Source organism: Rhodoferax sp. MLSD5-FHT05B10, assembly GCF_058793415.1.
This window is the reverse complement of the sequence record NZ_JBXAFT010000005.1, coordinates 44522-59922: the sequence shown is the minus strand read 5'-3', so window position 1 is coordinate 59922 and position 15401 is coordinate 44522. Positions and strand designations below refer to the sequence as shown.

The window sequence follows — 15401 nt, the reverse complement described above, 5'->3', positions numbered from 1 at the left end:
GCCGGGGGCCCGGCATGAGAAAATAGCGGGTTATTCGAATACCTCTTGTTTAGGACCCGCACCATGGAAGCAGAACGCATCAACCTCATTGGCACCACCCTCGCGGACCTGAGCGCCAGGGCCCAAGAGTTACGGGGGTATCTTTGACTACGATGCCAAAGCCGAACGCCTGCGCACGGTCAACGCGTCGCTAGAAGACCCCACAGTCTGGAACGACCCCAAGCGCGCCCAGGAACTGGGCAAGGAAAAGAAGCTGCTCGACGGCGTGGTCGTCACGCTCAACACGCTGGAAAGCGAACTGGCCGACAACAGCGAACTGTTTGAGATGAGCAAGGAGGACGGCGACGAAGCCGGCCTGATGACCATCGAAGGCGAGACCGGGAAGCTGGCCGCCATCATCAAGGACCTGGAATTCCGCCGCATGTTCAACAACCCGGCGGACCCGCTGAACTGCTTCCTGGACATCCAGGCCGGCGCCGGCGGCACCGAGGCCTGCGACTGGGCCAGCATGCTGCTGCGCCAGTATCTGAAATACGCCGAGCGCAAGGGCTTCAAGACCACCATTGAAGACGAGACCGCAGGCGACACCGCCGGCATCAAGGGCGCCACCATCAAGATCGAGGGCGAATACGCCTTCGGCCTGCTGCGCACCGAGACTGGCGTGCACCGCCTGGTGCGCAAGAGCCCGTTCGATTCGTCCGGCGGACGCCACACCAGCTTTGCCAGCGTGTTTGTCTACCCCGAGATCGACGACTCGATCGAGATCGAGATCAACCCGTCGGACGTGCGCACCGACACCTTCCGCGCCAGCGGCGCCGGCGGCCAGCACATCAACAAGACCGACTCGGCCGTGCGCCTGACCCACATCCCCACCGGCATCGTGGTGCAATGCCAGGACGGACGCAGCCAGCACAGCAACCGCGACGTGGCCTGGAAGCGTTTGCGTAGCCGCCTGTACGACTTCGAGTTGCGCAAGCAGCAGGAAGCGCAGCAAAAGCTGGAAGACACGAAGACCGACGTGGGCTGGGGCCACCAGATCCGCTCGTACGTGCTGGACAACAGCCGCATCAAGGACCTGCGCACCAACGTCGAAGTCTCGGCCACGCAGAAGGTGCTGGACGGCGACCTGGACGTGTTCATCGAAGCCTCGCTGAAGCAGGGCGTGTGAGCATGCAGGGCACCGGGCCGGTCGAGGCCTTCATCTTTGACATGGACGGCACCATGGTCGACTCCATGCCCTGGCACGCCCAGAGCTGGGTGGAGTTCACGCGCCGCCACGGCCTCGATCTGGACCTGCCCGACCTGATGCGCCGCACCACCGGGCGCAACGGCGCCGAATGCATCCGCGAGCTGTTCCAGCGCGAGATGGATGACGATGCGGCCTGGGCCCTCATCCACGAAAAAGAGGTGATCTACCGTGAGCTGTTTGCACCGGTTTTTTCCGAGGTGGCCGGCTTTGGCGCCTTCTCGGAACAGGCCGTGGCACGCGGCCTGAAAATGGGCGTGGGCACCGCGGGGGACCAGGCCAACATTGCCTTCGTGCTGTCGCGCCTCAAGATGCCCGTTCCGCCACAAGCGGTCGTGGGCGGCGACGAGGGCCTACCCGGCAAGCCCGAACCCGCAATTTTCCTGGAAGTGGCCCGGCGCATCGGTGTGCCGGCCAGCGCCTGCGTGGTGTTTGAAGACGCGCCCTTTGGCATCGAAGCGGCGCGGCGCGCCGGCATGCGCGCCGTGGCCATCTGCAGCGGCCACAGCGCACACGAGCTGGACGGGCCACACGTGCTAGCCCATGTGCGGGACTACAACGAATTGTTCGAATCAAAATTTCTGGAGAGCTTGCATGTTGCAACTGCGTGAAAACGAAGGCCCTGCCACGGTAATCCACCGCGGTGACTACACGGCACCCGCCTATCGGATTGACACCGTTGATCTGACCTTTGACCTGGACCCGGCCAAGACCCGCGTGCTCAACAAGATGCGCCTGCGCCGCAACCCCGACGTGGCCGCGCAAGCCCTGAAGCTCGACGGTGAAGAGCTCAACCTGGCCCGCGTGCTGGTCAACGGCCAGGGCACCTCCTTCAAGATGGAGGGCAGCCAGCTGGTGCTGGAAAACCTGCCCGAAGGGCTGGAGCCCTTCGATTTGGAAATCTTCACCACCTGCGCCCCGGTCAAGAACACCAAGCTCTCGGGCCTGTACGTCAGCCAGGACTCGTTCTTCACGCAGTGCGAGGCCGAGGGTTTCCGCCGCATCACCTACTTCCTGGACCGCCCCGATGTGATGGCCAGCTACACCGTGACGCTGCGCGCCGACCAGGCCAAGTACCCGGTGCTGCTCTCCAACGGCAACCTGGTGGAACAGGGCACGCTGGAAGACGGCCGCCACTTCGCCAAGTGGGTCGATCCGCACAAGAAGCCCAGCTACCTGTTTGCCCTGGTGGCCGGTCAGCTGGTGGCACGCGAGCAGCGCATCACCAGCCGCGCCGGCAAGGAGCACCTGCTGCAGGTCTATGTGCGCCCCGGCGACCTGGACAAGACCGAGCACGCCATGCATTCGCTCATGGCCAGCGTGGCCTGGGACGAGGCCCGCTTTGGCCTCTCGCTGGACTTGGAGCGCTTCATGATCGTCGCCACCAGCGACTTCAACATGGGCGCCATGGAGAACAAGGGCCTGAACATCTTCAACACCAAGTACGTGCTGGCCAACCAGGCCACGGCCACCGATGTGGATTACTCCAACATCGAAAGCGTGGTGGGCCACGAGTACTTCCACAACTGGACCGGCAACCGCGTCACCTGCCGCGACTGGTTCCAGCTCAGCCTGAAGGAAGGCCTGACCGTGTTCCGCGACCAGGAATTCAGCCAGGACCTGTGCGCCGAGCCCAGCGCCCGCGCCGTCAAGCGCATTGAAGACGTGCGCGTGCTGCGTACCGCCCAGTTTCCCGAAGACGCCGGCCCCATGGCCCACCCCGTGCGCCCGGACAGCTACATCGAAATCAACAACTTCTACACCGTCACCATCTACGAAAAAGGTGCCGAGGTGGTGCGCATGATGCAGACCCTGGTGGGCCGCGACGGCTTCGCCCGGGGCATGAAGCTGTACTTCGAACGCTTTGATGGCCAGGCCGTGACCTGCGACGACTTTGCCCAGACCATTGCCGACGCCAACCCAGCCTCCGAACTGGCGCGCCTGCTGCCCCAGTTCAAGCGCTGGTACAGCCAGGCCGGCACGCCCCACGTGCAGGCCAGCGGCCAGTTCGATGCGGCAGCGCGCACCTACACCCTGCGCCTGCGCCAGCACTGCGCGCCCACACCTGGCCAGACGGTCAAGGAACCGTTTGTCATCCCGATCAGCCTGGGCCTGGTCGGCACCAGCGGCGCGGCCCTGCCCCTCACGCTGCAAGGCCGTGATGCGGCCGCCACCGGCAGCCACCTGCTGGTGATGACCGGCGAAGACGAAAGCATCACCTTTACCCAGGTGGACGAAGAGCCCGTTCCCTCCATCCTGCGCGGCTTCAGCGCCCCGGTGGTGCTGGAGTTCGACTACACCGACGCCCAGCTGCTGACCCTGCTGGCCAACGACCCCGACCCGTTCAACCGCTGGGAAGCCGGGCAACGCCTAGCGCTGCGCAGCGCTATCAATTCAATAGCTGTCGACGCAGGTTCTGCGGTGTCTGGCGTGCTGAATGATGCCTATATCGAAGCCATGCGCAGCGTGCTGCGCAGCCCCACGCTGGACGCCGCCTTCAAGGAGCTGGTGCTGACCCTGCCCAGCGAGACCTACATCGCCGAGCAGCTGGAGGTGGTCGACCCCCAGCGCATCCACGCGGTGCGCGAGTCCATGCGCCTGCAACTGGCCGTGCAACTGCAGGCCGACTGGCAATGGGCGTTTGACGCCCACCAGGACACCGGCGGCTACCGCCCCGACGCCGTCTCGGCCGGCCGGCGCGCGCTGGCCGGCATGGCGCTCAACTTCCTGTGCCTGGCCGCCAGCGAGACGGGCGATGCCGTCTGGCCCGGCAAGGCGCTGCAGCGCTTCGAGCTTGCGGCCAACATGACCGACCGCTTCAACGCCCTGCAAGCGCTGGTGGCCAGCGGCCACGCCCTGGCCACACCGGCGCTGGCCCAGTTCCACGCCCTGTTCAGGAACGAGGAGCTGGTGCTGGACAAGTGGTTTGCCCTGCAGGCCGGCGCCCCCGACCGCAATGGCCAGGTGCTGCCGGCCGTGCGCCAGCTGCTTACCCACCCAGACTTCCACATCCGCAACCCCAACCGGGCGCGCAGCGTCATCTTCAGCTACTGCAGTGCCAACCCCGGTGGCTTCCACCGCCCGGATGCGGCCGGCTATGTGTTCTGGGCCGAACGCGTGATCGAACTCGACAGCATCAACCCGCAGGTTGCCGCCCGCCTGGCCCGCGCCCTGGACCGCTGGAAGCGGCTGGCCGAGCCCTACCGCAGCGCCGCCCGCGAGGCCCTGGCCCGCGTGGCCGCCAAGGCCGACCTGAGCAATGACGTGCGCGAAGTCGTCGACCGCGCACTGGCAGACTGAACACCCAACAAGGAGCACCGATATGGCACCCAAAATCTCCCTCACCCGCTACCTTGTGGAGCAGCAGCGCGTGGACGGGCACATTCCGTCCGAGCTGCGCCTGCTGCTCGAAGTGGTGGCCCGCGCCTGCAAGAGCATCAGCCAGGCCGTCAACAAAGGCGCCCTGGGCGGCGTGCTGGGCAGCGCCGGCAGCGAGAACGTGCAGGGCGAAGTACAGAAAAAGCTCGACATCATTGCCAACGAGGTGCTGATCGAGGCCAACGAATGGGGCGGTCACCTGGCGGCCATGGCGTCCGAGGAAATGGACAGCATCTACGCCGTGCCCAACCGCTACCCAAAGGGCGAATACCTGCTGCTGTTTGATCCCCTGGACGGCTCCAGCAACATCGACGTCAACGTCAGCATCGGCACCATCTTCTCGGTGCTCAAGAAGGGTAACGACGACCCCACGGCGATCGAACCCGTCTGCGAGCAGGACTTCCTGCAAAAGGGCTGCCAGCAGGTGGCCGCCGGCTACTGCGTCTACGGCCCGCAGACCACGCTGGTGCTGACCGTGGGCGACGGCGTGGCCATGTTCACCCTGGACCGCGAGCAGGGCTCCTTCGTGCTGACGGAAGAACACGTCAAGATCCCCGAAGACACCAAGGAATTCGCCATCAACATGAGCAACATGCGCCACTGGGACGCCCCGGTGAAGCGCTATGTGGACGAGTGCTTGGCCGGCGTGGAAGGCCCACGCGGCAAGGACTTCAACATGCGCTGGATTGCCAGCATGGTGGCCGACGTACACCGCATCCTCACCCGGGGCGGCATCTTCATGTACCCGTGGGACAAGCGCGAGCCGAACAAGCCGGGCAAACTGCGCCTGATGTACGAGGCCAATCCCATGAGCTGGCTGGTGGAACAGGCCGGTGGCGCCGCCACCAACGGCCGCGAGCGCATTCTGGGCATCCAGCCCACCCAGCTGCATGAACGCGTGAGCGTGATCCTGGGTTCAAAAAATGAAGTGGAACGCGTCACCCGCTACCACACAGAAGGGTAACGAGCCGGATATAATCTCAGGCTTACCAGCCGGTGTAGCTCAGTCGGTAGAGCAGCTCATTCGTAATGAGAAGGTCGGGTGTTCGATTCATCTCTCCGGCACCAATACAGATAAGGGTTCATTGCTATCAAAATAGCAGTGAACCCTTTTTCTTTTGTGGGGTTGTAGGCAATCTGTAGGCAAATTGAGGAAGACTGCCCCGATGCCTGAGGCTACTTGCTGGTCCGATCATCCTGCCTGAAGGTAATGCCCGCGCCCTCGACAAGCGTGTTAAACATGTCCGTAGCCGAAACCCGAAGATCGTCGCATGTGGTGTAACGGTAGCACTCGAAACGGGCCTCGATCTTGTATGCCTCCGCGCCGACTGGTGTTTTCGTAACGACTCCGGTCATCCGACCGTAGCCATTTGCCGCGAAAGTCTCGATGCGCGTGTCCGTAATGATTCGGTTCCGCATACCAGTCGCCATGCCAATCGACTCCTGAGCATTCGCCCACATGGCTTCGCACTGGCGTTTGTTATTGCACTGCGGAGCAACTGTTTTTGCAACAGCAGGTTCTTTTGGTGGCCGACTGACAGGTGCAGCACATCCAGCCAGGAAAGCGCACAAGCACGCGTAGAAAATCGCAACTCTCATACCCGATGCCTCCCCTTGTTGACGACCATCAGCGGGCCATTTGACATGAGTAACACCTTTGCGTCAATTCCCCTCACCACGCACCACGCGCAACCCAGGGTGCGGGGTCGGACGGAATCTCGTGCTGCTGCCCTGCTTTGCGGCTCGCTCGGCCTGCACCTCTTTCTTGCCTCGGTCATCCATGCGGGCATGCTCGTATGGCAGCAGGGCCTTGGCCGCATCGAGACGCTGGCGCGGCGTTGCGGTCGGGTCATTCATGAGCGCGTGTAGCCACACCTTCGGGTCATTGGTGACAGGTAGCGCAGGTGGTTCCGGCAGCGTGCCGCCAGAATTGCGGGCGAACTCAATCGCGGCCACAATGCCGGCGTGCTTGAGCAACCTACAACCTGTGACAGTCGCGTGTTTCTCCGAGTACCCGGCAGCGATGGCCGCTTTGCCAGGGCGACCACGAGTGTCGGCGGGCAACGCAAGGTACGCCTCAACGAATCGGCGCTGCAAATCCGTGAGTTTCGGTGCGATTTCCATTGGTCAATGGCCTTTCCCGAGAGGATTTAGTCCAGGAATGCGGAACATGGTGGTTGCGGCGGGCAACCGTCCTAGACTTTTGCACCGCCCCTACCCCACTCGATAACGAATAGGTGCCGGTCGCGGGGTGAACCAAACCCCCACCGGCTGTCGGTTGCCCGACGTCCGCTCACCCTTGCAGGGATCCTTTACGCCTTGGGCGTGATCAGGCGTGCGCTGCCGATGCTTCTCATTACGGGAATAACTCTCATTTCTCCGAGGCAGGTCACGATGTTCTTGGTAAATTCATCGTGCTCAGTACCCAGCTCGACGGTGAAATCCTCCACGACCAGCAGTTCGGAGTGCAGGCTGTCCAGCAGCAGCGCCTTGCCGGAATCCACCGAGGGACTCAGCACGACGCGCAGGCCACGCATCTCCGATGGCAGGGAGCCCAAATATTGGCCCGACAAATAATGGTCATTGGCAGTGCCCCGGGCGGTTGTGATGGCCAGCCAGTCCGCAGGCGTCAGCGCGACCACATCGGGTACAAAGCCAGCGGTCTGCATCGTCGCCACGCCTTCGCTGATCGCATCCACGAGGGACGTGTACACCAGCGATGTGTACGCGGTCGCCAGGCCCTCAAATCCGCCCGTGAAGCCGGTAGCGCCATTCACGAGGGCAGCGTCAAGGGCAGCCCCGACCGAGCGCATCAGCGTGGTATCAATGGCAGTCTTGAGTTCCGCACTGTCGTTCAGCGCCTGCTTGGACATCTTGGCGTAACCGGCGATGGTCAGTCCTGCCTGCGTGATCAGCGTATGGTCGGGGCGAACGGCAGCCTTGGCAGCGCCCTCGGAACCCTGCACAGCCGCAGCGCCTTGCGTGCCGGTGAACCTCGCGTACTCGACGGCAGTAGTCGCGAAGACACGCCGCCCAGGCAGCGCATTGTGAAAGCCCAGAACATTGGCAGACGGTGCGCCAACGCCACCCGAGACGATGGTGCGGCCACTGGTGGTAGAGATCAAATCGCCGGCAGCTTTGACTTCCAGCCGCAGCGATTTGGTCTTGGCGAACATGTCGCCGTGCTCTTTGAACTTCGCGACGAACTGCGATCCGATGGAGTTCGATGCGCCCTGCTGCATGCCAGCAGGGTCGCCAGAGTGGTCGGCGGCCTTGCGCTCAATAGCGAACATGCGTTCTTGGAGTTCGCCCACAGTGCCCAGCAGCTTGCCATGAGTATCGGCTTGGGCCTTCATGAGGCCTGTGATTTCGGAGAGGTCAGACATGATGGAGTCCTTTGGATGATTGAAACGACGCGGTTGCTACGTTCAGCCCCACCGGGCTCCCCCCGGGAAACTCCACGCTGCCGTTTCAGTCCACGCGGTCTCTCACCGCCAAACCTACTTCGCAATCATCAAGAGCAAGAAAACCAGGATCCCCGTGGCAACTTGACTTAATGAAGAATCGCGCTGCGTTTTGAATGCGCGATCTGTGCGCAGGTTATCACATCAATGCGAAGATTGCAAGTCGTGCGTAGTCGCCAGTGCTGCCAATGTGCAGGTCCGCCCCTCCGGCTCAATCAGCACGACATTGATAGCTGCGGTCGGCATCAGCTCGATCTGCACGACCACACGGCTGCCACCACGCAAGGCGATTTCCAGGTCTTGCAGCATCTCAGGCGTGCAGGCATCCAGCATCGTGCTGACTAGCGTTTGAGCAGAGTGAATCGCCTGCGTGGCGGTCTTGGCAAGTTCTTGCGGTTGCATGTTGTTCTCCTTATGGCACATAGCGTGCGAGTTGCTTGGATCGCTTGAGGGATAGGCCCAGCTTGTGCGCCAGGCGTTCGACCACACGGCGGCGGATATGACGGAGATGAAGTTTCAGCATTTCGATTTCCTAGTACGTGTATATGTGCAGTAGTAGCGGTTACAGGTTTGGAACCCTTGGAACCCTTTCCGGTAACTCCCTTTAGTTTTTGGCGGCTCTATGCGATAAACCGGAAAGGGTTCCAAGGGTTCCAAAAGGGGCTAGAAGACATGTGGCAAAAGCACAAGGCCCCGATACCGCACGCCGTTGGAGGTTTCCTTCTTGAACTTCCGACCCATGAATTCAGCCAAGCGTGTGTGGCCTATGGGTTGTTCCTGTCGTGCTTTTTTCCAATCGCTGTAGTCCCGGTAGAGGTCGGATGACTTTGGGCACTGGTGGCTCGGGCGCAGATCAGGATTCAAGATTTGCACGCGCTCTGCAAGCCACATCTCCGGCGTGGACTGCGCGGCGAAGTAGTCGGCGCTCTCGTCCTCGACGGCCTTACATGCGGGAAGCCGCTTACCGGCTGCCAGCCACTTGCGGTGGCCGTCGATCAGCCAGGCCAGCACGTACCCGAGGTTTTCACGCAGGCGGCGGGGCAGGTCCGCGTCCTCGCGCCCAAGGAATGACGCCTTGAACGGCACGATCTTGATGCGGGCCATGATGGCGTTGCCCACAGTCCTCAGTTGGGGCCTATGGTTTCCGTAGATTAGATGTTTGTGGGTCCGCCGAAAGGTGAACAAATCTTGGCGCATGAATCTGGCGCTCAGGGTCGCATCCCCGGTCACCTCGTTAATGCGGGCCTCGTGCCAATGCTCGCCATCGTTGATTTCTGAGGACACAGCCAGGCGTATGCCTTGCAGGTTCGCAATGTCTGTTGGATGGCTCTCGTGCGCTTTTGCCATCAAGGTCGAGGTCGGCACCTTGCGGGCATAGTCACCCATTGCATCCTGCACGAGGTCGCCAAGCGTGTTCTTGCCGTTGCGGCCAGTACCGATCCAGAAAAGCATCCAATGTGCCTCCACGGCCCCGGATAGGCACGCGCCCAGGGAAACTTGATGGAACTCGGCAAGCTCATGGTCGCCCATAGTTACTTCATCCATGAACTTGTCGAAGTCCGCATCGCCATCCGGACAGGGCGTGACGGACGTGCGCATCGTTATGCGGTCCGCTGGCTCATGGGGTCGCAGAGTATTGGTGCGAAGGTCGAACGTGCCGCCAGGCGTATTCAACAGATAGTTGTCGCCATCAAATTCCGCACCTGTTGCGGACAGCACTGGATCGGCTTTGGCTAGCTGCTCGACGCCGGCACAAAAGGAAGCCGACCCGAGCGCACGGCTGCCGTCATAGTTCACAGATCGCGCCAGGTCGCGTGCGAAGTTCAGCGCCTTCTCGGTTTCCTCGATCTGCCAGCGGGTGCCGTCCCACTCCAGCCACTTTCCTCGCTTGTGGTTGAAAAGCATCTTGCCGTCCATTTGGCGGGCAAAGATTTGGGCCACAGCGTCTTGTGTCCCAAGTTGCATCAGCGTGGCATCCACACCTTGCAGTGTCATGCCTCCCACGGGTGCGGGCGGCTTGTCCTTGAGCACATCGCCACCCCGGGCGACCACGTTCGCAATAGTGCGCTTGAGGTAATCGCCCCTCGACCACTTTTCCCGGGCCAGCGCGGACTGACGCATCAGGCGCTCAATGCGCTCGCCATTTTTTCCCGTCCAGTAGCTCAAGTGTGAGGCCAGCGCAGCATCGGCGGCGGATTCATCGTAGGGCCGCGCAGGGTCTGGGAAGGCCACACGCAGGCGCTCGGTGTTGCACTCCCACAGATCGGCAACCCGTGCCCAACTGCCCGCGATGTGGTGGAAACATGGCGCATCAACGCACCCGCCGAAATTGCAAAGGTGCTGCCTGATGGGTTCGATTACTACGACGCCAAAGGCGACACAAAAACAGCCGACCTTGAAGCAATTCGCAAGGCAATCGGACGGATGACAAGCGCCCGATAAGCGCCCGCTAGAGCCGCCACGATAGGGGAAACATACACCTCCGAAAAATCATCGCTGCACATCAACTTCTTGACGTGCAAACCGATGAAAACCACCGCCACCCAACACAGCGCCGACACTCGCCGCGTCGCAACCGACCCCCAGCAATACCCCCCGCTGGAACTAGTAAACCGACCCACGGTGCCGACCGAACAGGCCGCGCACTACTTGAACCGCCGCCCGCAGACATTGCGCGGCTGGGCTTGTTCCGAAACCGGCCTTGAGGGACTTCGCCCGCTGCGGATCAATGGCCGTTTGGCGTGGCCTGTTACCGGCATCCGCGCTGTGTTGGGGGTCGGCAAATGAGCAACCTCCCCCACTCCACGCCGCCGCAGTCTGAGCCCAGTGACCGCGAGCGGCTGAACGCGCTGCGCGTGCGCCTGTCACGCCGAGGACTCGCAATTGAGGCCCTGGATACCGGCAGCTATGCCGTTCGAAGCGCCGGCGTGATGGTCCACCTGAGCGACCTCAGTGCGCTGGAACAGTACGCCACAAACCTTGGAGCGAAGACATGAACCCGAAAGACCGCAAGACCGTTGAGACGCTGAAAGCGCGGCTCGCATTGAAGGGCTACACGCTGGGTGTGATCGATGACGGGAGCTTCGCTATTCGAAGCGTCACTGTGGTTGTGCTGTGCCCGGACCTGGACGCCTTGGAGAAATTCGCCGCGGGATTGCTGGCCGCACGCGCCGTGAGCTTGCCGACCTGCACCAATTCACATGGATGAAAAACTATGAACCACGAACCAAAAAAAGAGCCCGGTGCAGAGGCCGGGCAAGTGTGTGAGAAACCCGAGCCAATTGTCGCAGGCGCTGGAAAAATAGGCAAACCGCTAGCCGCACTTACGCAATATCCGCAATTCTTGCGATACGTCTTAGTTCCATCAAAAACCCGCCAAGGGAAAATGGACAAGCTGCCCGTCTCGCCGCGCACGGGGAGTGTGGTTGACGCGCACGATCCACAGCATTGGTGCGGCGCTGCGACCGCACTGGCATCGCCTGTCGGCAACGGGCTTGCGTTTGTGTTCACCGCCGACAGTGGCTTTTTCTTTATTGACATTGATGGAGCATGGGATGGAAAAGAGTGGTCCCCTATTGCCCAAAAGCTATGCGCAGCCTTCCCTGGCGCCTATGTCGAAGTGTCTCAGTCAGGTAAAGGGCTGCACATCATTGGGCGCGGCGTGTGCCCTCCACACGGCACGCGCAACAGCGCCTTGGGCATCGAGCTCTACACAGAAAAGAGGTTCGCAGCCCTTGGCCTCATTAATCCCCAAGGTGATGCCGGAAGTGACCACACGCAGGCACTTGAGTGGCTGGTAGAGAACTACTTTCCTCCGTCCGGTTCCGCGAGTGCCGGCAGCTTTGAACTCAGCACTGCGCCTGTGCCCGAGTGGCGTGGCCCGACCGATGACGCAGAGCTGATTCGCCGAGCCCTAGCCTCTCGCAGTGCTGCCGCAGCCTTTGGCAGCCGTGCGAGCTTTGCCTTCACGATGCGCAGCGACAATCAAACGATGCAGGGGCGCGGTATAGCCGTTGTATCGCTGGGGTTTGGCAACCGTCCATGCTGGCGCGTTGCTGGCGCTCTCTGCCACTATGGGCGCGGCCTGGGGCTCGGCTTGTGCTGCATCCGGCGCGGTGTATTCATCTGCCAGGGCGTGAACGTCATAGCCCACCACGCGGCAATCATCCGGCACGGTTTCAAAATCAGGCTCACCAGCGACTAACCGGCCTTTTGTGTAGCGCTGCAAAACGCCTTCAACCATCTCGAACCCATCAAATGTGCGCCAGCTTGCCCGGCCTGCGCCTGCCAGGTGTTGGCAAGCGGTAAGCGGCAATGTTGCGATGGCACCAGCAGGAACCTTGTTTTCGTTTTCCTGCCCTCCATTGCAATAAACACCCCCGTCGTGTTTTTGCACCTTCGCTGTGCGGTGAACAATGGCCCTTAGCGTTATTTCGCCACGGGCAGCAGCTCGCAGAAAATCGCCAATGGTGACGGGCTCCCCGGCGTGCTTTGTCGCCATGCTTGCGGCGTCTGCCAGCGTCAAAACATCGGTGTCAACCATACGGCCACCAGCCCACGGCGTGCGGGGCTCCAGGCGCGCAAACATGGGCAGAGAATATTGAACCTTGGACATAGCACCCCTTCAAAGTGCAGCCTTCATAAGGTGCCCCGGCAGGTCGGTGAAGGTGTCCGACTTTTCGGCAGGATTGCGGCCCTGCCTAGCTGGGGCGAAACTTCAATTTACTGCGTGTAGCTTGCCCGGCTCAGCCTGGGCATCAAACTGCACACCGGCCACATCAAGAATATGGGCTTCAATGCGCTCCAAAAACGGGCGCAGGGCGTCAACACTGCGCGGCCTGTAGCCCTCGGCTGTTGCGCTTGGCCGATGCCCCATCACTTGCGCGATGGCCCCAGCAGGCGCCCCGGCAGCCTCTCCCAGCAGCGAGAAAGAACGGCGCAGCCCGTGGATAGTCAGCCCCTCGATTGCAGCGCTTTGCAGGGCCTTGGCATGGCTTGCGCGAGTGTCTGTAATGCGCCCTGCCTTGCCTGTGCTGGCAAACACGAACGGCCCCACCCTGGGCAGCGTTGCCAACAGTTGCGCAAGATATGGGCTCAGGGGAATGGTGCGGGTGCTTTCCACCTTGTCGGCAATAGTCAGCTTGCGCCACTGAAAATCCACGTTCGTCCATGTCAGGGCTGCCAGTTCCTCACGACGTGCGCCGGTCAGCAGCAAGGCGCGCAGGTAGGCGCTTGCAGTGCGGTTGCTCAGTTGTTCCACACCAGCCCACCAGCCCGGCACCTGAGCGGCTTCCAGGGCATCGGTGCGGCGGGTGTTGCTGGGCAGGTTCTCCACGATGGCGGCTGCCTTGCCTGCATCGCGGTCTGTCAGGTTCCGATACTCAGGGCGGGCAGCACACCAGCGCAGAAAGCCCCGGAACATCATCAGGGCTCGGGCGGCTTGGTGCTTACCTGCCACGGCTTCGCGGTCGTACCAGCTTTTCAGCGTGTCCTCGTTCACAGCGGCCAATGGCAGCGCCAACAGCGGGTAAAGCGGTCCCGGCCTTGTCAGCCCCTGCCCACGCTTTTTCTTTTCGCCACCGGGCGCGGCCATCGCCTCAAGGTCGGAACGGTAGCGGGGCTTCCATGCGTCCTTACGCTTGGGCTTGCCGTTCTCCAAATACAGCGGCCACACATCGCCCACAGCCAGGGCTTTGGCAGTCGCTGCAGCCTTTGCTGCGGCCTTGTCTGCCAGTTTCTGGCGCTCAATCTCGCGTGGGTCTTGCCCACTGTCCACCAGCACTTTTAGGCGCTGCGCCTCGCCCCGTGCCTTTTCAATCGGCCAATCGGCGGCGGTGCCGATGTTCACGCGCAGGGTTGCCCCGTTCAGGCGCGATTCAAACACGTAGGTTTTGCGGGACGTGGGCGTCACGCGCAACGCCAGGGCGGGGGCTTCGGTGTCCCATAGGAAAGCCTGGGATTTACCAGCCGGGCAGGCGAAGGCGTCAACCCGGCCAGCGGTCAGCCTCACGCGGTTTTGTAGCCTGCTCATGGCACCCCTTTGGAATCTGTAGGCAATCTGTAGGCAAAATTGCTAGAAATTGCCACATTTCAATCAACACTCAAACTGTACATCAATCCATTGATATAGCTGTAACGTGTTGATTTATATAGATTCTATCAGCGCCAATCAACGAGGGCAAATACAGCTTTCCCCTCATTCGTAATGAGAAGGTCGGGTGTTCGATTCATCTCTCCGGCACCACTCTTGAAACCCGCAGTTCGAAAGGACTGCGGGTTTTTTAATGTGCTGCGCATGTGCCCAGTACTTCACGGCATTGGCCTTTCGAAATCGGGGCTCCGTTGCCGCAATCTCCGATTAAACAGATACGCTGCGCCCGGTCCCGATGTATTCGAGCTTCTCTCCCATGGCGCCCTTGAGAACCGGATAAGCATGTGAGCCGGTACAGTGGCATGTGTACACGCGATTGAGCGGGAATTCCAGAAGCCTTTTCCCTATTTGCGCCACCTCTTCCTTGCTGCCCGACATAAAGTTGAAAGGCGGCATGGCCATGAAGTGCATGCCCCCGAAAACCGCCTTGATAGGAATGCCTGGGAACGCATGGGTGACTGCTTGAACCATGTTCAATACGCCTTGATGCGCGCAACCCGTGAACACACCCAATCCGTCCGCCTCTTCAATCACCAGCACCAGCTCGTGCGAGAAGTTGTCCAGTTCAAGCTTTCCGTTTTCCTTGACAAAAATGGATCGGTTGCCACGCGGCATGGGGTGCACTCGCCCCACTTCAGTGAGTATGGAAACCCCCGGGAAGATCGCCGTTCGTTCATTGACAAAGACGAATCTGTCACGATGCTCGCGGAACAGTTCCTGATCGATCCCCACGTACTTTTCAAACCACAAAAACTTCCCATAACACTCACTGACCACCGGCCCGCGGAGGTAGATTGGGGCCTGCTGGTTCAACTGCAAAAATCGCCGCAGTCCACCTCCATGGTCATAGTGGTGGTGAGATAAAACGACACAATCTACGGACTGAATATCAATCCCAAGCTGAATGGCGTTATCGGCAAATACGCCCGATGCGCCTGTGTCAAACAATATGTGCTTGCCATTGTGTTCGACGTACAGGGACAGACCGTGCTCTGCCGTGAGATTCTCCATCCCTTGAATGCGTGTGTTTTCGACAAGCGCTGTGACCTTCATATGCCCCCCGTTACAAACAAACCGTCGCTTGTCACACGTTAGTCATTGCTCAGGACTGCATTCGTGACAATAATCAACGCCCCCTCAGGTTTGTCCTTGGGTCCAGTGA

At 61.1% G+C, this 15401-nt stretch carries 15 protein-coding genes and 1 tRNA gene; 9 read left to right on the top strand and 7 right to left on the bottom strand.

The genetic code is table 11. The features are described 5' to 3' along the window. The first annotated feature begins 63 nt into the window (after positions 1-63). The 5 genes from prfB to AC1Q5W_RS09255 all read left to right on the top strand — a co-directional run bounded on the left by prfB (position 64) and on the right by AC1Q5W_RS09255 (position 5692). A protein-coding gene (gene prfB, locus AC1Q5W_RS09275) for a peptide chain release factor 2 (protein ID WP_492645339.1) occupies positions 64-1168 on the top strand; the annotation gives its coding sequence in 2 pieces (ribosomal slippage) (positions 64-144 and positions 146-1168; 1104 coding nt in all). A gap of 2 nt (positions 1169-1170) precedes the next feature. Then, complete coding sequence (locus AC1Q5W_RS09270) at positions 1171-1857, top strand: HAD family hydrolase (protein WP_492646166.1); 687 nt, start codon at positions 1171-1173, stop codon at positions 1855-1857. Then, positions 1841-4546, top strand: coding sequence for an aminopeptidase N (pepN, locus tag AC1Q5W_RS09265; protein WP_492645338.1), 2706 nt, complete (start codon positions 1841-1843; stop codon positions 4544-4546). Before AC1Q5W_RS09270 ends, pepN begins: the two co-directional genes overlap by 17 nt. A gap of 22 nt (positions 4547-4568) precedes the next feature. Continuing rightward, positions 4569-5588 (top strand): class 1 fructose-bisphosphatase, encoded by a 1020-nt coding sequence (locus tag AC1Q5W_RS09260; protein ID WP_492645337.1) that lies wholly within the window; start codon positions 4569-4571, stop codon positions 5586-5588. A gap of 28 nt (positions 5589-5616) precedes the next feature. Further along, positions 5617-5692: transfer RNA gene (locus AC1Q5W_RS09255), tRNA-Thr, on the top strand. A gap of 108 nt (positions 5693-5800) precedes the next feature. Here the strand turns inward: AC1Q5W_RS09255 and AC1Q5W_RS09250 are convergent. From AC1Q5W_RS09250 to AC1Q5W_RS09230, 5 genes are all read right to left on the bottom strand, one after another. Further along, positions 5801-6223, bottom strand: a complete 423-nt coding sequence (locus AC1Q5W_RS09250; protein WP_492704151.1) for a hypothetical protein — start codon at positions 6221-6223, stop codon at positions 5801-5803. 63 nt (positions 6224-6286) lie between these two features. Beyond that, complete coding sequence (locus AC1Q5W_RS09245) at positions 6287-6748, bottom strand: terminase small subunit (protein WP_492645335.1); 462 nt, start codon at positions 6746-6748, stop codon at positions 6287-6289. Positions 6749-6936: 188 nt separating this feature from the next. Next, the gene (locus AC1Q5W_RS09240; protein WP_492645334.1) at positions 6937-8010 is read right to left on the bottom strand and encodes a phage major capsid protein; all 1074 of its coding nucleotides are present in this window, start codon (positions 8008-8010) and stop codon (positions 6937-6939) included. Between the two features lie 222 nt (positions 8011-8232). Next, on the bottom strand, positions 8233-8490 hold the full coding sequence (locus AC1Q5W_RS09235; RefSeq protein ID WP_492645333.1) for a hypothetical protein: 258 nt from the start codon (positions 8488-8490) through the stop codon (positions 8233-8235). Between the two features lie 261 nt (positions 8491-8751). Next, positions 8752-10320 (bottom strand): phage/plasmid primase, P4 family, encoded by a 1569-nt coding sequence (locus AC1Q5W_RS09230; RefSeq protein WP_492645332.1) that lies wholly within the window; start codon positions 10318-10320, stop codon positions 8752-8754. A 294-nt stretch (positions 10321-10614) separates the two neighbouring features. On the opposite strand from AC1Q5W_RS09230, the gene AC1Q5W_RS09225 reads away from it, so the two are divergent. Genes AC1Q5W_RS09225 through AC1Q5W_RS09210 form a run of 4 tightly spaced genes read left to right on the top strand, consistent with a single transcriptional unit; the run spans position 10615 to position 12292 of the window. Next, positions 10615-10875 (top strand): hypothetical protein, encoded by a 261-nt coding sequence (locus AC1Q5W_RS09225; protein WP_492645330.1) that lies wholly within the window; start codon positions 10615-10617, stop codon positions 10873-10875. Next, positions 10872-11084 (top strand): hypothetical protein, encoded by a 213-nt coding sequence (locus AC1Q5W_RS09220; protein ID WP_492645329.1) that lies wholly within the window; start codon positions 10872-10874, stop codon positions 11082-11084. The genes AC1Q5W_RS09225 and AC1Q5W_RS09220 overlap by 4 nt, the downstream gene beginning before the upstream one ends. Further along, positions 11081-11296: a hypothetical protein gene (locus tag AC1Q5W_RS09215; RefSeq protein ID WP_492645328.1), complete on the top strand. Its 216-nt coding sequence runs from the start codon at positions 11081-11083 to the stop codon at positions 11294-11296. Before AC1Q5W_RS09220 ends, AC1Q5W_RS09215 begins: the two co-directional genes overlap by 4 nt. Before the next feature lie 6 nt (positions 11297-11302). Continuing rightward, complete coding sequence (locus tag AC1Q5W_RS09210; protein WP_492704149.1) at positions 11303-12292, top strand: hypothetical protein; 990 nt, start codon at positions 11303-11305, stop codon at positions 12290-12292. A 513-nt stretch (positions 12293-12805) separates the two neighbouring features. On the opposite strand, the gene AC1Q5W_RS09205 is transcribed toward AC1Q5W_RS09210, so the two are convergent. Continuing rightward, positions 12806-14119, bottom strand: coding sequence for a tyrosine-type recombinase/integrase (locus tag AC1Q5W_RS09205; RefSeq protein WP_492645326.1), 1314 nt, complete (start codon positions 14117-14119; stop codon positions 12806-12808). A gap of 327 nt (positions 14120-14446) precedes the next feature. Beyond that, positions 14447-15292, bottom strand: a complete 846-nt coding sequence (locus AC1Q5W_RS09200) for an MBL fold metallo-hydrolase (protein ID WP_492645325.1) — start codon at positions 15290-15292, stop codon at positions 14447-14449. Positions 15293-15401 lie beyond the last annotated feature (109 nt).